A 25,582-nucleotide genomic window follows, 5' to 3' on the forward strand; every position below is an offset into this window, starting at 1 on the left:
GCCCGGCACTGGTGATGCAGGCGATTGCCTCTTTTGTCGGTGGCACCATTGGTGTGGTATTGATTTGCGGCTTTGCTCCCCTACTCGCTAACTTTGCCTCTTCTTTTGGCCCGTCAGAGTATTTCCTGATCATCATGCTTGGCCTGCTGTTGCTGACCACCATGATGGGAGACAACCGGTTGAACGGCATCATCTCCGCACTGTTTGGCTTTGCGATTGCCATGGTCGGGGTGGATTCGGTCAGCGGTGCTCAACGCTATACCTTTGGCTCACCGGAGCTTATCGGCGGGATCTATTTTGTCCCTGTGGCCATCGGCCTATTTGGGATCGGCGAGCTGCTCTACTGTATTTACACCGGGCAGCACAAACGCGAGAACCAGAGACTACAGTTTAGCTTCCGCTCGAAAGATTTCTGGCCGACCGCCAAGGACTACATCAGCTCTCGCTTCACCTTTATCCGAGGTTCGATTATCGGTTTTGTCGCCGGTGTCCTGCCGGGCTCAGGCGCGACCATTGGCTCAATCTTGGCTTACTCGGTCGAAAAGAAAGTCGCCAAAGATCCTGAAAGCTTTGGTAAGGGTGAAATCCGTGGTCTGGTCGCACCGGAAACCGCGAACAACGCTGCGTCAGCAGGGGCGATGGTGCCACTGATTTCTCTGGGTATTCCAGGCTCGGGTGCAACCGCCGTACTGCTTGGTGCCCTGATGATGTGGGGGCTACAGCCAGGGCCGATGCTTATCGATTCAAACCCGGATCTGGTATGGGGTTTGGTCGCGAGTATGTATATGGGCAACATGCTGTTGGTCGCGCTGAGTATTCTCGCTATCCCGCTGTTTGTGAAGTTCCTTGATATTCCATACCGCTTGGTCGTGCCGGTTATCGTCATCCTTTGTGTCATTGGTGCCTACGCGCTGAACAACAGCATCATCGAGACCTCGATGCTACTCATCATGGGCATTGTCGGCTTTGGCATGAAGCTATACGGCTACTCCCCGGCGGCAACGGTATTGGCCCTTGTTCTGGGCGGCATGGCAGAAAGCACATTCTTGCAGTCTCTGATCATCAGCCAAGGTAGCCTTGCCATCTTCGTCGAGCGCCCTATTTCTCTGGTGCTGACGCTGGTAATGCTAACCACTATTGGGCTTTCAGTGGCACTGCGATTGGTAAAAAAGATGCGCACTCACAAGGTCGCTCAATCTAATTAAACCCCGATCTAAAGATCAAAAATGCGAGAGCAGAGACCTTGAACAAGCGAATTTTAGAATCAAAGAGAGAGGGAATTATGAAGATTGGAGTCATTGCCGATGACTTTACCGGCGCAACGGATGCCGCAAGCTTTATTGTGAAAAACGGCATGAGTGTTATCCAGCTATCTGGCGTTAGCCAGAGCACTCACGCCATTGATGCCGATGCCTTGGTCGTGAGCCTAAAAACGCGCTCTTGCCCGCCCCAAGAGGCTGTTGAACAATCGCTAGCAGCCTGTGATTGGCTATTAGAACAAGGTTGCTCGCTGATTTATTTCAAATACTGCTCAACCTTTGATAGCACAGCAGAGGGCAACATCGGCCCGGTTACCGAAGCCTTGATGAAGCGGCTCGAGGTGGGCTCAACATTGATTTGTCCGGCATTGCCGGTTAATGGCCGCACCGTTTACCAAGGCAACCTGTTTGTGTTCCACCAGCCACTGTCTGAATCGGGAATGAAGCACCACCCTAGCACACCAATGACAGACTCAAATCTGCTTAGGCTGATAGAGGCGCAAACACATGGCAAGGCCGGTTTGCTCAATTGGCAAACCATCGACAAAGGCGTAGATAGTACCCAAGTCGTTTTGCACCAACTGGTGACAAACGGGGTGCAATTTGTGGTGTGCGATACCCTCTGTGATGACAACCTAGAGGTGCTGGGTGAAATAGCCCAACGCCACCGTCTTGTCACGGGTGGGTCAGGCTTGGTTGGCACTATAGCTAAAGCAATCACTCACTCTCATCCCCTAACAAAGAGCAAGCAAAATAACACGCTAGCACCTAAAAAAGTCGTCAATGGTGTGGTTGTTTCAGGCTCGTGTTCGGAGATGACCAACCGCCAAGTAGCGGCCTATAAAGCCAAAGCCCCATCTTACAAAGTCGATGTCGAGCGCTGCCTCAACGAGCCGGACTATATCGATGAGGTTGTGAAGTGGGTAATCATTAACGTCAATAACGAACACCTACCTATGGTGTATGCCACCGCCCCAGCAGATGAGCTTCACCAAATCCAACAGCAATATGGGCAGGCTGCCTCAATTAAAATTGAAGCGCTTTTCCACCAGCTGGTGCAAAAACTATATACCCTCGGCTTTAACACCTTCATCAGTGCCGGTGGTGAAACCTCAGGCACTGTCACCCAAGCGTTGTCGGTCGATAGCTTTCAAGTCGGGCCTGCAATCGTTCCCGGGGTGCCATGGGTGTTTAGCCTAGATGGCGAAATCCAATTGGCACTCAAATCAGGCAACTTTGGTAATGAAGACTTTTTCCAGCGTGCACAGGAGTTCTTGCAATGACAGAGCATCAACAAAGGCTACAACTGGTCGAGCTGGCAAAGTCTTTATTTGATAGAGGCTATGCCACGGGCGGTGCTGGCAACCTATCCGTAAAACTTGAGGACGGCAGGGTATTAGCGACCCCAACAGGAGCATCTTTCGGACGGTTAACAGCAGAAACGCTGTCGGTAGTGGATATGGAAGGCAATCACCTAGCAGGGGACAAGCCGTCCAAGGAGGTATCTTTTCACTTGGCAATTTACCAAAACCGCCCACAGGCCAATGCAATTGTTCATTTGCACTCGACCTATCTAACGGCTCTGTCGTGCCTGACCGACCTAGATCCGGCCAACGCGATAAAGCCATTTACGCCGTATTATGTGATGCGCGTGGGCCAGCTGCCGGTCGTGCCATACTTCAACCCCGGCGACCCGAACATCGGTGTTGAATTGGGCCGCTTAGCACCGAACCATCGCGCCTATTTACTGGCAAACCATGGCCCGGTTGTCACCGGTAGCAACCTGATTGAAGCGGTTGATAATGCAGAGGAGTTGGAAGAAACCGCCAAGCTAAGTTTTATCTTAAAGAGCAGCACAGTGGCTTATCTGTCTAATGAAAATGTAAGAACCTTATCGAGCAAAAAGGCGTAACTTAACTGGCGGCTGTGCGTAAGCATATCCGCCTAATTACCCATCAAGCGGTATAAACAGCCCATTCAAGCAACCTCACTCCTTTTTAAAATTCCATTTCCAAGGGGGCTCAATGACGCCATCAAGCAGGCAAAGCCACATTTTAGCTTTACTCGAAAAAGATGAGATATTAAGTATATCCCGCCTTCAAAAATTACTGGCGGTTTCCCATATGACAGTACGAAGAGATATCAGAGCCCTCGAAAAATCAGGTCATGTTAGGTCAGTTAGAGGCGGGGTGGTTACAGCCAATGAGCATTTGCATCACGAACATAATACTGTCGCGACACCACAAAGCGTAACGCATGACCACGATAAAGAGTGGATTCGCCAAACCCTTCACAAGCAATTAAACGCTCATCAAGTGATTTACCTACACCATGGCCATATAAGTTTAGAAATCGCAAAACAGCTACCCGCAGACCAAGGATTGACTGTTGTCACCAACGATATCGCAATAACCAACACCCTTCATGCCAGAGCATTTTCCGAGGTCTACTTCATAGGTGGTTTTATCGATAGGTCCAAAAACGCTAGCGTTGGAAGCTGCGCTGAAAAAGCGTTGAAAAACTTCAATATTGATCTCGCCTTCGTATCAACTACTACCTACGAAGACGGCTCTGACACCCTTCTCTCTTCAGTAAAAACCTACGCTAAGCGTTGTTGTTATGTTCCTGAATTAAACCGCACCTATGACGGCAATTTTTCTACCCTACCCCCAACTTACTAACTACGTTATGATTTTCTTTTTGAAAGGGATATTTCATGAAGCACTTACATTTAGTGGTTTTCGCGTTGTTTCTCTACCTTGGCCTATACTGGCCTGATGTGGATAAGCAGCTAATGTCCCTTCTCCATCACCGATCTATCCTCACCCACAGTGTGCTATTGCCCCTTCTAATGATGGTATTACTGCGCGCCAATTACAGTAAGCCTATTGCCGCTGGGTTAAGTGCGGGTATCAGTATTCATTTGGCCGCGAGTATGATCACACCGATGAGTGGTTACTCTCAGGTATACCTCCCAGCGCCGTGGAGTTCATCAATTGGGGTAACAGAGTCATTAATATGGTTAGGTTTCAATGCCATTGCAGGATATTTTATGGCTTTGCGATTGCTCAAGACGCACAGTAAAACCATTCCCTTTATTTACCTGCTCGCTGCGGGCGGATACGGGATATACATCAAAGATGATGTGCGTCCTTGGCTGGTCTGTTTCGCTATTTTCCTCATCCCTTTTACGTTCGATAAGGTCAAAAGCAAACTAAGGCGAGCGGCCTAGTCTCTGGGATTTAATGGCAATTACGAAGAAGCCATCACTTTGATGCCAAATACAGTAAATAGCCCGCCGGTAATGTAATCCATCACTCCTGAAATTCGTGCATACACACGTTTCGCCGATTGGTGTGAGAAGGCTGTTGCGAGAAAAGCATGCCAGCAAAGTGTAATAGCCGACATGGTGAGCATGATGGCTAATATCATCGAAATACTTAACTCTCCAGACATGCTGTTAGGCATAGCCACACTGAATAAACTGACCACAAAGAAGCCGGTTTTCGGATTCAAGATGCTGGTAATGAAGGCTGTGATAAATACCTTCCTGTTTGATGGTGAGATCATGTGTTGGCCTTGGGGTAAATCACCTAGCTTTTGTGTTTTGCGGGTTTGGTAAATCTGGCGAAGCCCCAGATACAACAAATAGCTTCCGCCTACCACTTTCATCACACTAAACAATTGCGGGAAGGTCGCCAGCAAGATCACCAAGCCTGAGCCGCCCAAAAAAGCCCACAGCAATATGGCGGCACTGACTCCGAAGGCAGAGAACATTGCCAGCGTGCGGCTGTATTGCAGCGCAGTATTGATGGTTAACAGAACATTGGCCCCCGGTGTCGCCACAGCGAGTATCCAAATCAATGCCACATGAACAAGAACCAATAGAACTTCCATTACCCACTATTCCTATAAAGCCCGACAAGAGCCGACAAAACCCGAATAGCTTGAAAGTATCCCGATATTAGTTATAGAGGCAAGATATTGATCGGAAAAACCGTAACGCACTCATAAACCCTTATGATTATTGCCAAATTTTCGCCTTTGATTATTGGCATGTAAGAATCAAAGGTTATTTTATAGAAAACAAAAAAACGCCGGAGGGACATTCTTCCCACCAGCATTATTGATGTAATTAGGTTGTCCGGAGGTTGTTTAACCGCGGATCAGCACAGCACCGCGAGGGATTTTCTTGCCAAGCTTTTTACAACTGCCGATCTTCGGCTGCCTGTGGGCAGGCCTGTCGGTATACCACAGGCGGCATTTACCTTTTGGTGGCATATATTGTTTAGCTACACGGTGTGGTGGATGCTTATGGCCATTGCCATGCTTAACAATAACGGACGGCTTTGCATAGGCAGCAAAACTCGTTAACAATGCAAATGATGCGACAAGTAGATATTTTTTCATTGATTGATTTGGTTTATATATAGAGCTTATTGATAAATCAACAATATCATTGCTATCAAACCTGTCTGTTATATCACTGTCAAATCGCATTTAATATCAACACCTTATCATAATAACACCCTAGTGCTACGGGCATTAAAAAACCCCGCATCATTTAATAACAAAATAATGCGGGGTTATCTTTCATTTTCTATTAACTAAAAGACATTACTGAGTAATTGCTAGCTCACCATTTAGGTACTTGGCTGCCAATCGCATATAAGCAGGTGCCTTGGTTTCACCGTAGCCCGAGTGGTATGGGCTGGTTGATACCACAATCGCGGCAAAGTCACGCTCTGGATCCATATAGATCATCTGGTTCATGTTACCGCTTTTAGCAATTGCCCCATCATCGTAGATGAAGTCGAACTGGTAACCATTGCCTTGCGCTTTATCTTGGAAAGAAGATACCGAAGAGGCTTCTTTCGCCGTGCCTACATAGCGCTCTGGATCAGCTTCTTCACGGATCATTTTGATCAGATCAGGCGTTACCACTTGCTCGACAGCGACAGCTTTCCAACTTGGGGTAAATAGCGTCGCGAAACGTACCATGTCTTCCGGCGTGGTTTGCAACAGGCCTAGTGCCAATGCATGACCGTTAGGTGCAAGACCAAAGACCGCAGACTCCCTTGCATACATTTTCGACCACACTTTCTCTTCGAAAATCTTGGCCCAAGTCTTACCTTCTACGTTCTCGATAATTTGAGTCAGGATACTGGTATTAATGGAAGCATAGCGGAATACTTCACCCTGCTTTTCACCTTCCAGCTTTTCCTGATCGACAGCCACATCCGTCAACCAGTCTTCAAACTCACCTGTCGATGCCCTTGGTGAACCTGTAATAGCAGCAAAGTAACGCACTACTGGAGAATCTGGGTTCAGGATTGACTGTAGAGTCTCTTCATTATCCAGACCCGTTGTCATGTTGAGTACACTTTCAACGGTGATTTCATCCCATGTCGAACCTTTTAGCTCTGGAATGTAGTCCGGCACCACTTTGCTGATATCAACCTTGCCTTCCTGAACCAGCTTAGCCATTACCAAGCCAACTGTCGTTTTCGCCGATGAGTACCAAATGTGGCGATCATGCGGGTTCATACCCGGATATGCCTCGTAAACAACCTCGCCTTTGTGAACCATGATCATAGCCTGAGTTCGAAACATCGGGTTTTCCATGTACTCATCGAGCGACAACGTGCCCTGGCCAGTTTCTGCTTTTAGATCGCCGATTTGACTATTAATGTTACGAGCTAGCGGCTTATAGTTTTCATTCGGACGAGATAGGGCCGAGTTCATCACTTCGGTCATATGGCCGTTGTAGTAGACCGCGTGATCACCACCCATCTGCAGGTGGAAGTTGTTGAAGGCTTGTTGGGCTTCGGTCGCAAACTGCGGGCTAAATGGCTGCTTCGCACGCTCGACATCAAAGGTGACATCAGCACCTGGTACTTTGAGTGCCTGTTTCATCGCCTCTGGAATCTCGCCAGCTGTTGTGTAGCTAGAGGTGGCTAGCGCCAGAATTAACGCAACGTTTTTCAATTTCATACTAAGCTGCTCCGTGTTACTGAATTTGTATTGGATTTAAAAAGGTGTGGTTTTATAAGAATTCAAATCACTTGAACTCGTAGCGATAATTCAAGTTCACGCGCTGATCAGAACCGTACAGCGAACTATCCACCGCAATGCCTATCATGTTGACAGATTGGTTGGCGGTGAGCTGATGGCTGATCCCCGCCCCGCCCCAGTACGACGAGTAGTTGTTCTGGCCTTGGGTCGTGCCCACAACCGCGATACCGGTCCACGATTCGTTAATCGGTTTGATGGCAAACATACCAAGGTAGCCCGCGTGGCTTCGGATCTTCTCTTTCACGCCGTCTTCCATGGTTTCGCCGTCGTTATAGCTATAACCAAAAGTGACAAACGGCATCCATCCCCAAGGTTGGCTCTCTAGCGGCAAATAAGTCCCTGCACTGTAGGAGGTATTGATATTGCCGTCGCCGTAATCCGATTTGCGAACATCGATATTGAGGATGCCAATATCAAATAGCCATGAGCCACCCACGCTCCATTCATCGCCATCGTCAGTGATCGATACGTTGATCATTCGAGTTTCATCAAGGCCCATCGAGCCGTTGAAACGGATCCCGTTGTTAGTCCACCCTGCGCCAGCTCGCGTGATGATCTTGGTTGGATCTTCCGCGTTCTTCTCTTCGCCGGTATTAAGGTCGGCGTACGCAGGGGCAGTAGCTGCAATTGTTGCCACAGCTAGCAGTATTTTTTTCATTCAAAGTTCCAAAGGTAAAAACACCCACATCCAAGCGCTTACTTCCAAGCACTTACTTCCAATCAATCAGTTCATGTACTCGTCTCGATGTCATCGCTGATGCCCAAAGCACTAACAAGACAAAAAAGAAGCCACCCCGGAGAGCGGCTGAGATGGTCAAAAGCTCCAGCCCTTGGAGGTACTGGAAAAACACGCATTGGAATTTATGGGCAAATATTACCCACGGATTAACCGTACAAATAGGTCATTTCGCGACATAACGATATGGTGGAAATAGCAATTTACTTGTCGTCAATTGACCTATATCTCGGCAGGAAAAAAAGCCACCCTCGTGCTCGCTGGATTAACCAAGGATGTTGAAATGAAATTGAACCGCGAGCTGGAAAAAGAACAGGCATCTTATGTGACGCCGATGTACACCATTGACTGCGAACTGGGCTCAAACCCTTTTGGCGCACCTTCTATCTCACCGGATCAAATGCTGGAGATCCTCGATGAAATCAATGACTACTACAGCTTTAGCAACCTTGCACAGCTAAGCCATTTGGTTGGTCTCTACCTTGGGATAAGCAGCGATGACCTTACCTTTACCACCGGCTCGCTAGGTGCGCTGGAGCTGATTTTCAATAAGCTTATCGACCAGACACAAAAGACCATGCTGGGTATCGGCCCGCAGTTTGTTGAGGGGGTATCAGAATTCCAGTTGGTAGGCGGCCAGTACCAAGCGCTCAATATGTTTGCCTTCAATTGCGACAGTGATTTGTTCGGCGCACTGGAAAATAAAATCCTGCGCGAAAGGCCAACCTTGGTTTATATCGATAACCCCAACAACCCGACTGGGCGGATTTACCGCAAAGAGCATTTACTGTCCCTATGTGAAGTGTGCAAGGAAGCTGGCAGCTTATTGATCATCGACGAGGCCTACGGCGAGTTCTTAACCCCAGAGCAATCTATGGTGAAAGAGTGCCAGCACCATAGCCATTTGATGGTTCTGAGGACTTTTTCGAAAGGGTTGGGCTTGGCTGGGATCCGCCTTGGCTATGTTGTCTCCTCTCCTAAGCTAACACCCTATGTGCAGTCGGCAGTCTCAGTGTTTACGCCTTCGCTACCGGCACTAAAAATTGCCTGCCATGTGCTGCCCAGAGCCAACGACTTTGTGACCGGCAACCAAACCAAAACCATTGCCTTTAAGCGGGCAGTGATGGATATCTTCCATACCCATGGCTTCAACATTGTGCCGACATCAGAGCAAACTCCCATTCTATTGGTGCATAAGCCAGGTGTAGATATGGCAGAGGTGCTGAGGCAATTGAGGATACTGTCGTGCGCAGGACAGCACTTTCAAATTACCAACCCTGACATTAATGAAGAGTATGCGCGGCTGCGGATTGTCGGGAATGATAGGGACTTACATCAATTGTCAGTAAGACTAAAATCGCTTGTCTGATACCAAAATCTTGGCTGATAAGCCTCATAGTGCCCAATAAATAATACAACCTTGATGAAAAACTCTTATCTTCTCAATCGAAATTACAACATGCCAGCGAATAGCCGTCTGTTGTAACATGCGGCGAAAAATCACAATGAGAAAGTAAAATGAGCTTTATTGTTAGACAAGTTACCGTTAACGACGCCGAAGACATTACCAAGGTACTCAACCCGATTGTTGAAGAAGGCCTGTATACAGTATTGGATACCACTTTCACAACCGAAGAAGAAGAAGGCTTTATCCGTAATTTTCCTGAAAAAGGAGTTTTCACCGTCGCCGAGCACGAAGTTAACGGTAAGATTGCTGGATTCCAGGCTGTCGAGCCATTTGCCGATTATACCCGGGTGTTCGACCACGTGGGCATTATCGGTACCTTTGTTGATGCAAACTTCCGCCGCCAAGGCATCGCCAAACGATTGTTCGCTGCCACCTTTGAAACCGCGAAAGCTAAGGGCTACGAAAAGCTTTTTGCCTACGTGCGCAGTGATAATGACAGGGCGCTGGCAACCTATTTGAACCAAGGTTTCGAAGTGATCGGTACGGCGAAAAAACATGCCAAGGTACGCGGCAAGTATGTCGATGAGATTCTAATTGAGAAGTTTTTGTAACGGCGATTTAGCATCCATCAAGGTCACATAGTGATATATTAAAACGCATGGTTCAAGCTAGTACAGGACAGAGATTTTGCCGGCATCACTCTTCAACCCAAAACCCTATAAGTTCGGACTCACCCTATCAGGCGGCGGCGCTAAGTGCATGGCGCAAATTGGTATGTTGCAATACCTCGAAGAACAAGGTGTGAAACCGGATGTGATATCCGGCGCGAGCGGCGGTGCCTTAGTGGGTGCCCTCTACGCTGCCGGACATAGCCCCGAGAATGTCCTCTCCTTTTTCATCGAAAGCCAGATGTTCAAAGCCAGCAGCTTCTCTTTCAACAAGCTGGGGTTGATCAATTCCGAAAAGCTTAACCGTCACTTCCACGGTTGGATCAAACGGGATAATTTCGATGCCCTCGAGATTCCGCTCTATGTTGCCGCGACCGATCTCAATGCTGCACAGCAGGTGGTGTTCCATGAAGGAGAGCTAATCACGGCATTGCTGGCATCGGCCGCCTACCCTGGGATGTTCACCCCGGTAAAAATCGGTGACAAACTGTTTGCCGACGGGGGTATCACCAATAACTACCCGACCGATCTTATCCACGACCAGTGCCGTGCCCATCTTGGCATGTACTTGAGCCCATTGGAGCACAAAGGCAACCATGAGTTTTCCGATGCCTTTGACGTCCTTGATCGGGTATTTGAAATCTATAGCTCGGCGCACCTGCTAAAAAGCATCAAGTTACCCGATATCAACCTTGCTCCGGAAGGCATTGATAAGTGGGGCGCGTTCAACGTCAACACAGACAGCCTGAATCAGCTTTATGCCATGGGCTATGAGACCACTCGCGATTATTTCTCAGGCGAAGGGGCCCAGTGGCTTGAAGAACTCAAGAAGTCCCTAAGCAAAAAGTCTTTCTTGGAAAACCTAACGGGTTGATGCTCGGCATCATACCCGACTTACAGATACAACAAAGGGCCAGATGACATTATCTGGCCCTTTCTATTTTCATTCAGAACAGTGAGTTGGCTATAGCACCTGCTCACACGCAGCAGCCACCCAATCAGGGCTGCCTTGTTGCTCGCCACCAGCCGCTAAGATCATTGGGTAAACATGATCCCATGCCTTATGGGAGTCTTGGTAGGCCGGGCGGGATTGTAATATCTCCAGCCAGCGGGCCATATGAGGATAGCGCGCAATATAACTGGCGTAATCTGGGTCGATTTTCAGGGAAACAATCTCTGATGCATACAGGATATCGGCAGCTGTGATCTGATCACCACATAAGAAAGGCCCTTCCACCAGCAGACTATCCAACTGCTTGAACATGCCATCCATCGCTTCTTTCCTTTGCGCAATATCCGCATCTGATGGTTTGGCAAAGCCTAAGTACACCGGCATCAGCAGAACAGGAAGGAAATAATCCAAGGTCAGGAGTCGCCTTAAATTGGTGTGATACCAAGACAGGTGCTTGTTGATTAGCGCCTTAGTTTTGATATCACCGCCAAACCAATTATCGCTACACCCGTTAATGTCGGTTAAGTAGTTCATCATCGCCGTTGCTTCTGACAAGCAGAAATCATCATGCTGCAAGGCTGGGACTTGATGGAAAGGGTTTACCTGCATGAACTCAGGCGAGACATGCTGCCCTCGGGTTAACCAAGTAAGGCGAATATCGACGGGAAGATCAGCCTCAAGACACAGCCAGTGAACCGCACGGCTAGGCTCAGATGTTGGATCGTGGAAAAAAACAGGCTTGTTCATTTTTACCTTTTCTCTTTTCTAAGTGAGAACTGCTGGCGCAGTTAGTGCGGTAAAATTAACGCAGCATTATAGAATCACAGGATATAAAAGCAGAGTCAAGATATAGTTTTCAATTATGGTTTAACGCCTTTTAGAGTGGTCAAAAATCAGTAAATTTCACCTATCTCGTTCTTAAATTACAGGTGATAATTTCTTCGCTGAACCTGAGCTAAACGCCATATGAAAACCGTTGAAAGCTTCTAAAAACCGCCAAAATACAAATCGATCTACCTCATACTTTTAAAGCATGCAATTGGCAAAAATAGATATTAATCACATTAAGTAAAATAAATTAAATTTCCATTAATTTGATCAACTTCTAATTTCACCTATTGATTTGTAATTCAGAAGAATAATGAAAATAAATTACTTGGTTAAATTGAGATCCTACAGCTAAAAGCCCGCTTGACAGTAATTTTAATTAGATACCGATCACAAAAATTGGTCATTTGCTTCTTTATTCCGCTTGTATTGATAATAACCCCAACAACGAACAACAGGGTTAAAGACATGCTATACGAGTTAATTGATCACGATTTAGTGGATGTCATCAGTGACGGAACATACCAGTGGCAAGAAGCAGTAAGAAAAACAACTGACTACCTTGAGCAACGTGGCTACGTATCGAATAAATATGCCGATGCCATTATCCAATCAACCGAAGAAAATGGCCCTTACTACGTATTATGCCCAGGCCTTGCTATGCCTCATGCACGACCTGAAACAGGGGTATTGAAAACTGGCCTTGGTATTCATGTCTTCCCATCCCCTGTTGATTTTGGCTCTGACCTCGGTCCTGCCAATGTCCTTATCACTTTAGCAGCAAAAGACTCTGATACCCACATTGAAGTGATTCAAGCCTTGAGCGAGATGTTTGTGGATGAAGAGAACATTGAAAAACTAGCCCAAGCATCTTCTAAAGAACAAGTGCTAGAGATAATAAAAGCATACTAAGAAGGAATATAACGTGAAAGCAAACATGCGAGCAAATGTGCAGGCCTTTGGGGGTCACTTGACCGCCATGGTACTGCCAAACATCGGGGCCTTTATTGCCTGGGGCTTTATTACCGCCCTCTTTATCCCTACCGGCTGGATGCCAAACGAGGCCTTTGGTGAACTTGTCGGCCCAATGATCACCTACTTGCTACCCCTACTGATTGGTTACACCGGTGGTCAAATTATCGGTGACAAACGAGGCGCGGTAGCCGGTGCTATCGGTACCATGGGTGTTATCGTCGGCGCGGATATCCCAATGTTTGTCGGTGCAATGATCATGGGTCCACTGAGTGCATGGGTGGTGGTGCAGATGGATAAGCGTATCCAGCACCGTATTCCTTCAGGCTTCGAGATGGTGGTAAACAACTTCTCGCTAGGTATTGTCGGCATGATCCTGTGCTTGTTCGCCTACGAGATTGTTGGCCCAGCGGTAACCGCCGCTAACCTGTTTGTTAAATCAGGCATCGAAGCGCTAGTTGCTACTGGCTTCCTACCGCTACTAGCAATTATCAACGAACCTGCCAAGGTACTGTTCCTGAACAACGCTATCGACCAAGGGATCTACTACCCGCTAGGTCTACAGGCAGCAGCAGAAACCGGCAAATCTATCTTCTTCATGGTGGCATCTAACCCAGGTCCAGGTCTTGGTATGCTGCTGGCTTACGCAAAATTCGGCCAAGGTCTGAGCAAGCGCTCTGCACCAAGTGCCATCATCATCCACTTCTTCGGTGGTATCCACGAGCTTTACTTCCCGTACGTACTGATGAAGCCAATCATGATTGTGGCAATGATTGCAGGTGCAGCAACCGGTATTGCAACCTTCAACCTACTAGATGCTGGCCTGGTAGCGGGTCCTAGCCCTGGCTCAATCTTCTCTTACTTGGCACTAACGCCTAAAGGCAGCTTCATCGCAACTATTGCCGGTGTGGTATCAGCGACAGTCGTATCCTTCCTAGTCGCCAGTGCGATTCTGAAGATGAGCAAGTCAGAGGATAAAGAAACCGAATTCGAACAATCTGTCTCTGACATGAAAGACATGAAAGCAGAAGGTGCGGTAAAACCAGCAGCAACCGCGGCAACCACTGAAGCAGAATTAGATGCGAAACCAATTCAATTTGTCGCCTTCGCTTGTGATGCGGGAATGGGCTCCAGTGCTATGGGTGCCTCAACCTTCAAGCGCAAACTGACCAAGGCTGGGATTGATATTGAAGTGAAGAACTTCGCCATCGAAAAAGTCCCAAGTGACGCAGACATTGTAGTGACCCACGAGAGTCTAGAAAGCCGAGCGATTAACGCAACAAAGCTACCGGTCATTACTATCAAAAACTTCCTGAACGACCCTGCTCTTGATGAGCTGATGGTAACTATCGAACAACAAGCTTAACAATTGCATTATAGGGCGGTCCGCCGCCCTACTTTGGAGAAAAATCATGGTACAAACAACGGCAGCGGTTATCTGTGGCGAGAAAGATGTTCAACTAAGAACCTTCGAACTACCAACCATTTCACCAGATGAGCTACTGGTTAAGAACATCTCAAACAGCATCTGTCTATCCACTTACAAAGCGGCGCTACTAGGCACCAAGCACAAACGTGTACCAGAAAATATTGCTGAAGTGCCCGTTATGACAGGCCACGAGTACGCAGGCATCATTGTTGAAGTGGGTGAGAACCTGAAAGACAAATTCACTGCCGGTGAGTCCTTTGTTCTGCAACCTGCAATGGGCCTACCATCAGGCTACTCTGCCGGTTACAGCTACGAGACTTTCGGCGGCAACGCCACCTACTCTATCATCCCAAAAATCGCTATCGACCTAGGCTGTGTACTGCCATACAAAGGCGAGTACTTTGCCGATGCATCACTGGCTGAGCCAATGTCTTGCATCATCGGTGCTTACCATGCCAGTTACCACACCACACCGTATGTTTACGAACACGAGATGGGTATCAAAGAAGGCGGTTCACTTGCTCTACTAGCCTGTGCAGGCCCTATGGGTATCGGTGCGATTGATTACGCCATCAATGGCCCGGTTAAACCACGCATCATTGTCGTGACCGACATTGACCAAGCCCGTCTTGACCGCGCAGAGAGCCTGATCCCTGTAAGCGTAGCGCACGAAAAAGGCATTGCGCTGCACTATGTAAACACCGCAAAAGTTGACGATCCTGTTGAGTATCTAAAATCACTCAATGAAGGTCAGGGCTACGATGATGTGATGGTATATGCCGCCGTTTCACAAGTACTGGAACAAGCCGATGAGCTTCTAGGCAACGATGGCTGCCTGAACTTCTTCGCCGGTCCTACCGACAAGAAATTCAAAGTGCCGTTCAACTTCTACAACGTGCACTATGAAGCAACCCATATTGTAGGTACCTCGGGCGGCTCGACCGGCGATATGATTGAATCACTCGACTTGTCGTCTGATCATCTGATCAACCCATCCTATATGATCACCCATGTCGGTGGCCTGCAGGCGGCACCGCATACGATTTTGAACCAACTGGAGATCCCTGGCGGCAAGAAGCTAATTTACCCGCACATTGATCTTCCTCTGACTGCTATTGATGACTTTATGTCACTTGCTGATCAAGACCCGTTCTTCGCTGAGTTGGACGCTATTTTGAAAGCCAACAACTATGTATGGAACGTACACGCAGAAAAAGCGTTACTAGAGTTTTATGACGTGAGCTTAGCGGTTTAGTTACAACGAAATTGTGTGGTAGCCTTTGCGCTGCCACATGATGAAGAGGTCACAAACGTTGTCACGTGAACATGAATTACTGAAGAAACTAGAAGAGTGCGATAACGCCACTTCGTTTCTTCAGGTTTCGAACAAAATAATAAACCTCAAGTTAAAAGCATTACTCCCTAACGTCTTTGTCCAGGACAAACTAGTCATGGAGTATGCTGTGGAGCCATTACTACGGGAAGACGGCCCGTTGGTAACCACTGATGTCGTCTCCAAACTGATGTTCGCCATGGGTAAAATCTCGTTGGAAACCTATGCCGATATTGGTTTGTATAACCAAACCTTGGAGTATGCTGCGTCTGTCTCAGACAAGATCCCTTACGGTGATGATGTTATTTACGACTTCATAAAAAGCCAATCGGTGATCTCAACCCAGCAAGACGGCTTTTACCTTGAGTCCATAAACAAATTAAAGTTTTCTTCTTTCGAAACCTTTTCACAGATGAGATATGAATCTCTGATCAAAACAGTGCTTAACCTTTCTTGTGAGCTGTTAATTGAAAATATCGAAAGAGAGATAAAACAGTGAGGCCTCACAATGAAAGTAAATTTAAACGTCAGTGGGTTCGACACCGAAGCCGTATTTCCCGATAAAGATATCGAAACCATCCACCAGCCACTGGTTGAAAAATTCACCCGCCTTTATAAAGAAACGCAACAACGCGTGGTTATTTTTCTAAGCGCTCCTCCAGGCAGTGGGAAATCAACACTTGCCGCCTTTTGGGAGCATTTATCTGAGCAGGATGAACACCTGGAACCCTTGCAAGTTTTGCCTTTTGATGGCTTTCATTACCCCAATGAGATCCTCGACAGCAACACCACCGAACGAAATGGAGAAACCATTTCCCTACGCAGTATTAAAGGCTCATACGAAACCTTCAATTTGACTGAGCTTATTGCCAAATTGAAACAGCTCAAAGTCAACGATCCCAAGTGGCCCTACTACGACAGAAACCTGCATGATCCGGTTGATGATGCCATTGACGTCAAACGTAATATCGTAGTGGTGGAAGGGAATTGGCTGCTGCTCGATGAACCGGTCTGGCAGGGGCTGCATAAACTCGCTGATTTCTCCGTATTCCTCGACACCGAGGCGGAATTCCTGCAAGAGCGTTTGGTCAACAGGAAGATCCGAGGAGGCACCTCGCCAGAAGACGCCTTGGCGTTTTACCACCAATCTGATGCGGTCAATGTCGAGAAAGTGCTCAACCATTCCATCAAAGCCGATTTGAATTTGTTTATGAACCGTGATGGTTCATTTGAAATCCAATAAGCAGTCCACGCACAAGAACCAGAACGAGGAGATCACTATGGATATCGTGATTGATAGCCACACCCATACTATCGCCAGTGGACATGCTTACAGCACCATCATTGAAAATGCCCAGGCCGCGAAAAACAAAAACCTGAAACTGTTTTGCACCACCGACCATGCTCCGGAAATGCCAGGTGCACCTCACTATTGGCATTTCAATAACCAACGGATTTTGCCTCGCTTTCTGCATGACATAGGCATTCTGCGCGGTGTCGAAGCCAATATCCTCAACGTGAAAGGTGAAATCGACCTACCGCCTTCGACAGACCAACACCTGGACTGGGCTATCGCTAGCTTCCATGAACCGGTATTCAAGCCCGCGACAGAAGCTGAGCACACCGCAGCCCTTATCAATGTCATTAAAAGTGGCCGTATCGATGTCCTAGGGCACTTGGGCAACCCCAATTACCCATTCGATATTGAGCAGGTGTTAACTTGTGCCAAGGAGCATAACGTGGCAGTTGAGGTCAACAACACGTCGCTAACTGGCAAAAGCCGCAAAGGCAGCGACGTTCGATGCAGCAGTATTGTCGAGATTGGCAAAGAGATAGGCGTGTATTTCACCACTGGCTCTGATGCCCATTTCAGTGAAGAAATCGCCCGGTTAGATCTCGCTATCGCCTTGCTGAAAAAGCACGATGTCAGTGAAGAGCAGATCCTGACGACATCGACTAGTCGCTTCCTTAACTTCCTACTGCTTCGCGGCAAACCAGAAATCACAGAATTCGCAGCTTTATACTAATTTAGATTGATCGATTGAGACCTAGAAATGAATAACACAAACAAACGTCTGGCTAATGCAATCCGTGCCCTGAGCATGGATGGGGTTCAACAAGCTAACTCTGGCCACCCGGGTGCACCTATGGGTATGGCTGATATTGCCGAAGTACTGTGGCGTGGCCACATGAACCACAACCCACAAAACCCTGAGTGGGCTGACCGCGACCGTTTCATCCTGTCGAACGGCCATGGTTCAATGCTGATTTACTCTCTGCTTCACCTTACTGGCTATGATCTATCTATCGACGATCTGAAAAACTTCCGCCAGCTACATTCGAAAACACCGGGTCACCCTGAGTATGGTTATGCACCGGGTATTGAAACAACAACTGGCCCACTCGGACAGGGCATCACCAATGCTGTAGGCATGGCGATGGCTGAAAAAGCCCTAGCAGCCCAATTCAACCGCGAAGGCCACGAGATTGTTGACCACCACACCTACGTGTTCATGGGTGATGGTTGCTTGATGTAAGGTATCTCTCACGAAGCCTGTTCTTTAGCCGGTACTTTAGGCCTAGGTAAGCTAATCGCATTCTGGGATGACAACGGCATCTCTATCGATGGTGACGTTGAAGGCTGGTTCTCTGACGATACGCCTAAGCGTTTCGAGGCTTACGGCTGGCATGTTATCCCAGCAGTAGACGGCCACGATGCAGACGCTATCAACGCTGCTATCGAAGCCGCTAAAGCAGACCCTCGCCCTACGCTTATCTGTACCAAGACTATCATTGGTTTCGGTTCACCAAACAAAGCAGGTTCTCACGACTGCCACGGTGCACCACTAGGCCACGACGAAATCGCTGCAGCACGCGAGTTCCTCGGCTGGAATCACGGTCCATTCGAGATCCCATCTGAAGTGTATGCCCAGTGGGATGCTAAAGAAGCAGGCGCAGCCAAAGAATCGGCTTGGAATGAGAAATTCGAAGCTTACGCAGCGGCTTACCCTGAGCTAGCAGCTGAATACAAGCGCCGTGTAAATGGTGGGCTACCAGCACAATGGGAAGAAAAAGCAAATGCTATCATTGCTGCTTTGCAAGCTAACCCAGCCAACATCGCATCACGTAAAGCTTCCCAGAACGCACTAGAAGCGTTCGGCCAGATGCTTCCTGAGTTCATGGGCGGCTCTGCTGACCTTGCGCCTTCTAACCTAACTATGTGGTCTGGTTCTAAGTCGCTAGAAGCGAACGACTTCTCTGGTAACTACATCCACTACGGTGTGCGTGAGTTCGGCATGACAGCAATCATGAACGGCATCGCACTGCACGGTGGCTTTGTACCATACGGTGCAACTTTCCTAATGTTCATGGAATACGCGCGTAACGCTATGCGTATGGCAGCGCTGATGAAAGTACAGAACATCCAGGTTTACACTCACGACTCTATCGGTCTGGGTGAAGATGGCCCGACTCACCAGCCGGTTGAGCAGATGGCATCTCTACGCCTGACGCCAAACATGAGCACATGGCGCCCATGTGACCAGGTTGAGTCTGCAGTCGCATGGAAACTGGCTATCGAGCGTAAAGACGGCCCAACGTCGCTTATCTTCTCGCGCCAGAACCTAGCTCAGCAGGAGCGCAGCGAAGCACAGGTTGCTGACATCGCTAAGGGTGCTTACATCCTGAAAGATTGCGCAGGCAAACCAGAACTTATCCTTATTGCAACCGGTTCTGAAGTTGAGCTAGCGGTAGAAGCGGCTGCACAGCTAACTGCAGAAGGTAAGAAAGTACGCGTAGTTTCAATGCCATCTACCGATGCCTTCGACAAGCAAGATGCCGCTTACCGTGAAGCTGTCCTACCATCTGACGTAACAGCCCGTATTGCTATCGAAGCGGGTATTGCTGACTTCTGGTACAAGTACGTGGGTTTCAACGGCCGTATCATCGGTATGACGACCTTCGGCGAATCAGCTCCTGCTGGCGAGCTATTCAAGATGTTCGGCTTTACCACCGAGAACGTAGTGAATACAGCAAAAGAATTGTTGGCTTAATCCTTTACCAATAAGCTCAAGTCCAGAGACTAAAAATGCCGACTTCACGTCGGCATTTTGTTTTGGAACAGAGCAATTACAAAGCTTTGTTAGTAATCACCAACGACTATTCCCTGCTCTGCAAATACGTTTTGCAACCTCGCAGAATATCTCTCAAGCTCTGACACGCGCTGCTCCTGACTCATTCGGGCAGGGCCGAATACCGAGAAAGGTTCCAATACCTCAAAGCCATTGAATTCCAGAATACCGCGATGGATCGGACGGAGGATACCTTCAAGATCACCATTCCAGCCCCCTTTGACGTAAATATCTTCCCCACCGCCCATGGTCAGGCTCAGCATGGCTTTCTTGCCCTTGAACACCCCGTTATCATAGAAGCGGCCACCACCATAAGTCCGCCCCATGGCAAACACGCGCTCTACCCAGCCCTTCATCACCGCCGGCATGCTGAACCACCACAGCGGGAATTGGAAAATTAGCAAGTCACACCACTCGACCTTCTGAATTTCCGTCTCAAGTTCAGGAACAAAGCTATCGTGATCACTTGCGTACATCTCTTCTAGTTGTTGTTTGAAGAACTCAGGATCTCTAACCGTCTGGAAATTATGGCGGCCCGAAACCGGATTAAAGTCCATGGCATGAAGATCAGAGGTTTTGACCTCGTGACCAGCCGCTTCTAAAGCTGACACCGCTTGGTTGAACATTGCACCGTTGAAACTTTTTGGCTCTGGGTGCCAGTATACGACTAGGACTTTCATGCTTTTTTCTCCAACATCTCAACAATAGCTGAATACTGATATTCTCTTGCCAGCTCGAGCGGCGTTTTACCGTCAAAACCGGTTAAATCTGTTCTTGCACCAAATGCAATGAGCTTCGCTGCTGCTTCAGTATGGCCGTGCCAAATAGCATCATGCAGCGGGGTATACCCATTGTTTGGCCCTTGTGCATCGAGGGTCTCCTTAAAGCCAGGGTAGTGCGAAAGCAGTTCAATAACATCAGGCCTGCCGTTATAGGCAGCTTTATGCAGCGGAATAGCTTTCATGTAATGATCCGGCACTGTCTGATCGCCACCTTGGTCCATCAACACCTTGAGGCTTTCCACCAAACCGTCACGGGCAGCGACCATCACCGCGGTATGCTCATCATTACCTGAACTGGTAATCGCCGAAGGGTTGTTGAGCATAGCGTTATCCGCTATTCCCTTGAGCTGGCGTGCCTTTTCCCCATCATCCAAACTACTATCCGTCACTATCTGGTAGGCACTTAACTGAGTTTGAGAACGAGATAGCTGATCGCGGTAGGCATCAAATAGCTGGCGAAGCTGATCAGCCTGTTGTAAGCCAAATACATCTTGCTCCGAAGCACCAAAGTCCACCAACTGTTCGGCTTTGAGGCCAAAGGTAGAAACAATCTCAACGTTCACCTCTGGTTGCTTGAGCAGTGCCTCGACCACAGCTGGCTTGCGGTGCCATACCGCGACCATCAGCGGGGTCACACCATGCTTAGGGGTTTGCAAGTTGATAAATGCCCCAGCCTTTAACAGTGCCTCTACCCAACTTGCAGAACCTTGCTGCGCGGCAATATGCATCGGTGAGTTGCCCATGACTGGGTCTAGCTGGTTGACATCAGCTTTCATCTCGATAGCTTGACGAAAACCGTCAAGATCACCGTTTATAATAAGTTGGTGTAGGGTTGGCATGGTCATAATCTATCTCGCTCATCTTGGCTGTTACGTTGAACTATGCTGTGTTGGATTTCGCTGCGTTAGGTACAGTATTGAACAAAACCTTATTAACCTGTAGTGTTGATTGAGTTATTAGTAAGGTAACCATAAGTTAATGAAAGCATTGCCCACTCAACTTCCTATCTTTATCCAGGTTGCCAAAACAGGCAGCTTTGCCAAGGCTGCACGGGCGTTGGGGATCTCCGCCCCTGCCGTCAGCAAGGCCATCGGTAAATTGGAGGAAGAATGGCAGGTCAAGCTTTTCCACCGCTCATCCCACTCGCTGAGCCTGACCCAAATGGGTGAACAGTTGTTTGATAGCCTCACGCCTTCTGTCGAGTCTATCCAGCACACCATAGAGCGGATCACCGATGATTCACAAAGCCTCAGCGGCAAACTCAAGATCAACCTGCCCTCAAGCTCCATCGGTCAAGAACATATCCTGCCGTTGATCTTGGACTTCATGGAAGCCTATCCGGAGATCACTTGTGATCTTCATTTTGATGATCGTGTGGTGGATCTGGTTGAACACGGCTTTGATCTGGGTATCGGTACCGCTATCAACCAAGATTCCCGCCTCATAGCTAGACGGCTTTTTGAAGTGGGTATCGGGGTATATGCAACCCCCGATTATCTGGCACACTATGGCAAGCCCACCACCATCAAAGCATTGGATCAGCACAAGTGTATTCCTGTGCGCTCTACCACCTCAGGGCGGTTTCATGGTTGGCGGTTAAACGATGGTGAAGGAAACAAGCTCTACGAGCCCAAAGGCAAACTTATCGTTAATCACTTCCGAGCTGCCAAGCAGGCGACATTGGCCAGCGCGGGCATCAGTTGCTTGGGCAGTTGGATGTTCAAGCAAGAGTTGGAGCAAAACAAGGTAGTGCCTCTGCTAGAGAGTTACTGGGGGGAACCTATCCAAGTTTGGGTTTATTACTCCTCGAGAGAGTATCTTCCTACCAGAGTCAGGACTCTGATCGATTATCTGGTTAGCAATATTGATAAAGTGCTGTAACTAAGGACGCATTTTGGCCCAAGAACCTAATACCCAAAAAGCTAAAACCAAAGAAGCTAGTACCCCAAAAACCAAAACAAAAGAGCGCAATACCAAAGAGCCTAAAACGATTCAGTCCATTGAGCGCGGCTTTGCCATGCTCGAGCTGCTTTCAATGGCTGACAGTCCGCTATCGTTACAAGAAATCAGCCAATCACTGACACTCAGCAAAAGCACTGCCCACGGCATCCTAGCCACCATGAGTAACCTTGGCTACATACAAAAAAGCAAACAAGGTTATAGCTTAGGGCTTCGCCTGCGTGAACTATCGAAACCGCTAGAGCAAAATGACGAGTCTATCCGCCAGCACTTCGCCCCTTTACTCAAACACATGGCCCAACTCACCGATAATACCGCTTACCTCGCCGTACAAAGCGGGAGCCAAGAATACCTCTATATTGATGCGATTGAACGTGCCAACCCCCTGACGATTCGCAGTCCTCGAGGCCGAAGGGAGGGCCTGACGACCTCGGCAATTGGCAAGGTGTTCCTCGCTTTTGATGAGGAGCTGAAACGCTCGCAGCGTTTGGGCGGACAAATCAGCCCAGCATTGGAGCAAGAGCTTAACCAAGTGAAAGAACAAGGCTATGCCTTGGATTTGGAGCAGGCAGAGCCCAACCTCAACTGCCTTGCTATTCCTTTGTACCTCGAGGGTAAACTGACGGCGGTGGCAGGAGTCAGCGGTGCAGCCAATGAGCTAAACCAAGCGCGACTGGTGCATTTTGCTGGGGTATTTTTGAAGCATTGATTTAAATAAAAAAATACCGGCACTACCTTCCTAATGAAATAGTTAGGGTGCCGGCTAATTGCTAATGACAAAAGCTGAAAAAGTGAATGTTTACTGGATGAACTTACAAGGAGTAAAAGTTCAAGGTTTACAAGGTTAAAAACACTAGTCTCTGCGCCGTGCACGAATAAATGCACTGGCAACTAAAATTTGGCAAAAATGGGCAACATCGCTGTAGCTACGCAATGAATAGACACCACGTCCATATTTACCACCACTGCCGTCCTCACCACATTCCCACTGGTGGACCTGGATATATCCCGATGAGTTATTGGCAACAATTTTATATGCCACAGCATGGTGGTTATCGATGAACAACTCGAAAGTCCGTTCACCTTCGCCGACCTCATAGCCTTGCTCGAGGCCGACTAACTTAATTTGTTCAACTGCAAAATCAAAATCCATATATACCCTTCAATTTGACTCTCACATCCCCCCAAATGATTATGGTGTGAGAGTTAAATTACCCTCTATCCCACTATGTCCTTTGACAGATGCAATATAGACTCTGGAACAATGCTAGAGTCAACGCACTTTTTTAAAAATTCCGATTTATTGACTTACATATATACTAAGCTGGCGATCAAATTGAATGGCTCCAGCAAAATCCTCGTCATGGCTCACCAAAATAAAAGCCCCTCTATATTGGTTCAGCGCCCTAGCAAGTTGCAGCTTGGCATCGATGTCCAAATGGTTGTCAGGCTCGTCGAGCAGCAGCAAAGGCTGATCGGGAAGGTGGCTCACCATCAATATCGCCAGCTTCATCTTTTCCCCGCCACTAAGATGTGTGACTTGGCGGTAGACACTGCCACGGCGAAAACCAATCCCCGCGAGCAAGGTTCTGGCATCACTCTCACTTAGCCTTTTACAGTATTCCATCAAGCAGTCCAGCATGGTGCTGTCAGAGTTGAGTAGGCTGAAGTGCTGATCGAGATATTCTGTCATTACATGAGTAGACATCCTGGTTGACGATAATGGGCTTGAAGCATTTAAAGTCGCTGGCTTTGTCGCTTGTTGGTGAATGCCCTTTAGCAGGGTTGATTTCCCGCAGCCATTGCCACCCGTTAGATAGCAACGTTCAGATTGCATCAGCAGTAGGTCAATGGGTTCCTTGCTACCATATGGCAACTTATAACCTTCAAGCCTCAATACAGTGCTCTTTTTCGCCTCTCCGAACTCCGCCAAATGCAAATGCCGTGGCTTTATCGCTTCCTGCTGCTGTTGCAAGTTGGATAACTTTTGTTGGTTGCGCCTAAGTTGGTTTTGTTGGTTGATTGCAGCCGCAGATTGGCTTTGCTCCGCTTTGTTTTTCATCGCATCAAGCAAGATTTTGGGCTGACTACCTGACTTTCTAAGCCGAACACCTTGCGCCTTACGCTGCTGGGCCTTTTCCTTGCTCGCTTGCTGTTGGCGCTCGATTTTCTTCTGCTCTGATTTGAGCTGGGTGATCTGTCTATCGAGAGCGTTTTCCTTCAGGGTATGCTGACTAAAAAAGTCATCGTAGTTCCCTTGGTAATACTGCATTCCCAAACTGGTCAGGTGGTAAATTCCCGCTACATGACGGAGCAATGCCCGGTCATGGCTTACTATTAACACCTTCCCGGCGAATTGCCGTAATTGACTGAAAAGCCACTGGCGACCTCTTGCATCAAGGTGATTGGAAGGCTCATCTAGCAGTAAGGTATCAGCCTGCGATTGAAACAGTTTATGTAACTGCAACAGTGCCAATTGCCCACCACTCAGGTCACGGCACAAAACATCTGGTGAATCTGGCAGTCCGAGATCGACCAGCACCTGCTGGGTCCGCGTAGCGACCTCCCAATCATCAGCGATGATGTCAAAATACTGGGCATCACACCGGCCTTGCTCAACGGCATTAATTGCGGCCAGTTTGTCGCTGACACCCAGAAAATCAGCAACAGTCTGAGTGCCTCCCAGCAGTTCGGAAGGTTGCTGAGAATAATGACCGACCTGCCCCTGGCAGGACACACTGCCTTTTGTCGGCGTTAATTTACCAAGCAGAAGCGATAACAAGACCGACTTACCTACACCGTTGCGGCCTATCAAGCCGGTCAGGTCGTCATTCAAGCTAATGTTTATGTGTTGAAATAGCCACTCTCCAGTATCTAACTGAAAAGCTAATTGATGGGCGATTAATGCAGGCATAAATACCTCCCTTTAAAACGAATAAAGGGGCTATGTCTTTCTACACCAATAGAATGACCAGGCAGTTACTTTGATCCCACTGTACGCTCGGTTGAATACTCAAGTGCCGGCAAAAAAGCCAGATGAACAAGCGCAAA

At 48.1% G+C, this 25,582-nt stretch carries 25 protein-coding genes and 1 pseudogene; 17 read left to right on the top strand and 9 right to left on the bottom strand.

The genetic code is table 11. The features are described 5' to 3' along the window. The 5 genes from C9J01_RS13525 to C9J01_RS13545 all read left to right on the top strand — a co-directional run. Positions 1–1,205, top strand: a 1,205-nt coding sequence (locus C9J01_RS13525; protein ID WP_107298691.1) for a tripartite tricarboxylate transporter permease, incomplete at its 5' end; no start/stop codon positions are given. 77 nt (positions 1,206–1,282) lie between these two features. After that, complete coding sequence (otnK, locus tag C9J01_RS13530) at positions 1,283–2,542, top strand: 3-oxo-tetronate kinase (protein ID WP_170114907.1); 1,260 nt, start codon at positions 1,283–1,285, stop codon at positions 2,540–2,542. Then, positions 2,539–3,171, top strand: coding sequence for a 3-oxo-tetronate 4-phosphate decarboxylase (gene otnC, locus C9J01_RS13535; protein WP_107298692.1), 633 nt, complete (start codon positions 2,539–2,541; stop codon positions 3,169–3,171). The genes otnK and otnC overlap by 4 nt, the downstream gene beginning before the upstream one ends. 112 nt (positions 3,172–3,283) lie before the next feature. Then, complete coding sequence (locus C9J01_RS13540; protein WP_107298693.1) at positions 3,284–3,940, top strand: DeoR/GlpR family DNA-binding transcription regulator; 657 nt, start codon at positions 3,284–3,286, stop codon at positions 3,938–3,940. A gap of 35 nt (positions 3,941–3,975) precedes the next feature. Further along, positions 3,976–4,491, top strand: a complete 516-nt coding sequence (locus C9J01_RS13545) for a hypothetical protein (RefSeq protein WP_107298694.1) — start codon at positions 3,976–3,978, stop codon at positions 4,489–4,491. Between the two features lie 20 nt (positions 4,492–4,511). Here the strand turns inward: C9J01_RS13545 and C9J01_RS13550 are convergent, their stop codons facing one another. The 4 genes from C9J01_RS13550 to C9J01_RS13565 all read right to left on the bottom strand — a co-directional run bounded on the left by C9J01_RS13550 (position 4,512) and on the right by C9J01_RS13565 (position 7,992). Then, positions 4,512–5,156 (bottom strand): LysE family translocator, encoded by a 645-nt coding sequence (locus C9J01_RS13550; RefSeq protein WP_107298695.1) that lies wholly within the window; start codon positions 5,154–5,156, stop codon positions 4,512–4,514. Between the two features lie 258 nt (positions 5,157–5,414). Further along, the gene (locus C9J01_RS13555) at positions 5,415–5,759 is read right to left on the bottom strand and encodes a hypothetical protein (RefSeq protein ID WP_107298696.1); all 345 of its coding nucleotides are present in this window, start codon (positions 5,757–5,759) and stop codon (positions 5,415–5,417) included. Positions 5,760–5,876: 117 nt separating this feature from the next. Then, positions 5,877–7,253 carry a serine hydrolase domain-containing protein gene (locus C9J01_RS13560; RefSeq protein ID WP_107298697.1) on the bottom strand — a complete coding sequence of 459 codons (1,377 nt, stop codon included), beginning with the start codon at positions 7,251–7,253 and terminating at the stop codon, positions 5,877–5,879. Between the two features lie 67 nt (positions 7,254–7,320). Continuing rightward, positions 7,321–7,992: a hypothetical protein gene (locus C9J01_RS13565; RefSeq protein ID WP_107298698.1), complete on the bottom strand. Its 672-nt coding sequence runs from the start codon at positions 7,990–7,992 to the stop codon at positions 7,321–7,323. Between the two features lie 361 nt (positions 7,993–8,353). On the opposite strand from C9J01_RS13565, the gene C9J01_RS13570 reads away from it, so the two are divergent. The 3 genes from C9J01_RS13570 (at position 8,354) to C9J01_RS13580 (ending at position 11,020) form a co-directional block, all read left to right on the top strand. Then, positions 8,354–9,439: an aminotransferase class I/II-fold pyridoxal phosphate-dependent enzyme gene (locus tag C9J01_RS13570; RefSeq protein ID WP_107298699.1), complete on the top strand. Its 1,086-nt coding sequence runs from the start codon at positions 8,354–8,356 to the stop codon at positions 9,437–9,439. A gap of 149 nt (positions 9,440–9,588) precedes the next feature. Beyond that, positions 9,589–10,089, top strand: a complete 501-nt coding sequence (locus C9J01_RS13575) for a GNAT family N-acetyltransferase (RefSeq protein WP_107298700.1) — start codon at positions 9,589–9,591, stop codon at positions 10,087–10,089. A 76-nt stretch (positions 10,090–10,165) separates the two neighbouring features. Beyond that, positions 10,166–11,020: a patatin-like phospholipase family protein gene (locus C9J01_RS13580; protein WP_146157080.1), complete on the top strand. Its 855-nt coding sequence runs from the start codon at positions 10,166–10,168 to the stop codon at positions 11,018–11,020. Between the two features lie 90 nt (positions 11,021–11,110). Here the strand turns inward: C9J01_RS13580 and C9J01_RS13585 are convergent, their stop codons facing one another. Beyond that, complete coding sequence (locus C9J01_RS13585) at positions 11,111–11,845, bottom strand: glutathione S-transferase family protein (protein ID WP_107298702.1); 735 nt, start codon at positions 11,843–11,845, stop codon at positions 11,111–11,113. Between the two features lie 549 nt (positions 11,846–12,394). Between C9J01_RS13585 and C9J01_RS13590 the strand changes: the two genes are divergently transcribed. The 7 genes and pseudogenes from C9J01_RS13590 (at position 12,395) to tkt (ending at position 19,712) form a co-directional block, all read left to right on the top strand. Beyond that, positions 12,395–12,838 (top strand): PTS sugar transporter subunit IIA, encoded by a 444-nt coding sequence (locus tag C9J01_RS13590; protein WP_107298703.1) that lies wholly within the window; start codon positions 12,395–12,397, stop codon positions 12,836–12,838. Positions 12,839–12,851: 13 nt separating this feature from the next. Continuing rightward, a complete protein-coding gene (locus tag C9J01_RS13595; RefSeq protein ID WP_107298704.1) occupies positions 12,852–14,264 on the top strand; it encodes a PTS mannitol transporter subunit IIBC in 1,413 nt (470 codons plus the stop codon). Positions 14,265–14,310: 46 nt separating this feature from the next. Next, entirely contained in the window at positions 14,311–15,582 is a 1,272-nt protein-coding gene (locus C9J01_RS13600; RefSeq protein ID WP_107298705.1) for a zinc-binding dehydrogenase, read from the top strand. Positions 15,583–15,640: 58 nt separating this feature from the next. Further along, on the top strand, positions 15,641–16,159 hold the full coding sequence (locus C9J01_RS13605; protein WP_107298868.1) for an MltR family transcriptional regulator: 519 nt from the start codon (positions 15,641–15,643) through the stop codon (positions 16,157–16,159). Positions 16,160–16,168: 9 nt separating this feature from the next. Further along, positions 16,169–16,903 (top strand): nucleoside/nucleotide kinase family protein, encoded by a 735-nt coding sequence (locus tag C9J01_RS13610; RefSeq protein ID WP_107298706.1) that lies wholly within the window; start codon positions 16,169–16,171, stop codon positions 16,901–16,903. A 37-nt stretch (positions 16,904–16,940) separates the two neighbouring features. Then, complete coding sequence (locus C9J01_RS13615; RefSeq protein WP_107298707.1) at positions 16,941–17,687, top strand: phosphatase; 747 nt, start codon at positions 16,941–16,943, stop codon at positions 17,685–17,687. Between the two features lie 27 nt (positions 17,688–17,714). After that, positions 17,715–19,712, top strand: a pseudogene (gene tkt, locus C9J01_RS13620) (transketolase). Positions 19,713–19,801: 89 nt separating this feature from the next. Here the strand turns inward: tkt and C9J01_RS13625 are convergent. Continuing rightward, a complete protein-coding gene (locus tag C9J01_RS13625; RefSeq protein ID WP_107298708.1) occupies positions 19,802–20,470 on the bottom strand; it encodes an NAD(P)H-dependent oxidoreductase in 669 nt (222 codons plus the stop codon). After that, on the bottom strand, positions 20,467–21,417 hold the full coding sequence (locus C9J01_RS13630) for an ankyrin repeat domain-containing protein (RefSeq protein WP_107298709.1): 951 nt from the start codon (positions 21,415–21,417) through the stop codon (positions 20,467–20,469). The genes C9J01_RS13625 and C9J01_RS13630 overlap by 4 nt, the downstream gene beginning before the upstream one ends. 133 nt (positions 21,418–21,550) lie before the next feature. Here C9J01_RS13630 and C9J01_RS13635 point away from each other — a divergent pair, with 133 nt between their 5' ends. Together C9J01_RS13635 and C9J01_RS13640 are read left to right on the top strand one after the other, a co-directional pair. Next, positions 21,551–22,453 (top strand): LysR family transcriptional regulator, encoded by a 903-nt coding sequence (locus tag C9J01_RS13635; protein WP_107298710.1) that lies wholly within the window; start codon positions 21,551–21,553, stop codon positions 22,451–22,453. A 109-nt stretch (positions 22,454–22,562) separates the two neighbouring features. After that, positions 22,563–23,240: an IclR family transcriptional regulator gene (locus C9J01_RS13640; RefSeq protein WP_272898722.1), complete on the top strand. Its 678-nt coding sequence runs from the start codon at positions 22,563–22,565 to the stop codon at positions 23,238–23,240. Between the two features lie 144 nt (positions 23,241–23,384). On the opposite strand, the gene C9J01_RS13645 is transcribed toward C9J01_RS13640, so the two are convergent. Both C9J01_RS13645 and C9J01_RS13650 read right to left on the bottom strand, forming a co-directional pair. Then, a complete protein-coding gene (locus C9J01_RS13645; protein ID WP_107298711.1) occupies positions 23,385–23,684 on the bottom strand; it encodes a hypothetical protein in 300 nt (99 codons plus the stop codon). 147 nt (positions 23,685–23,831) lie between these two features. Then, positions 23,832–25,445, bottom strand: a complete 1,614-nt coding sequence (locus C9J01_RS13650; RefSeq protein ID WP_107298712.1) for an ATP-binding cassette domain-containing protein — start codon at positions 25,443–25,445, stop codon at positions 23,832–23,834. Positions 25,446–25,582 lie beyond the last annotated feature (137 nt).

It is taken from the genome of Photobacterium rosenbergii (assembly GCF_003026455.1).
In the GTDB taxonomy this organism is placed as follows: Bacteria; Pseudomonadota; Gammaproteobacteria; order Enterobacterales; family Vibrionaceae; genus Photobacterium; species Photobacterium rosenbergii.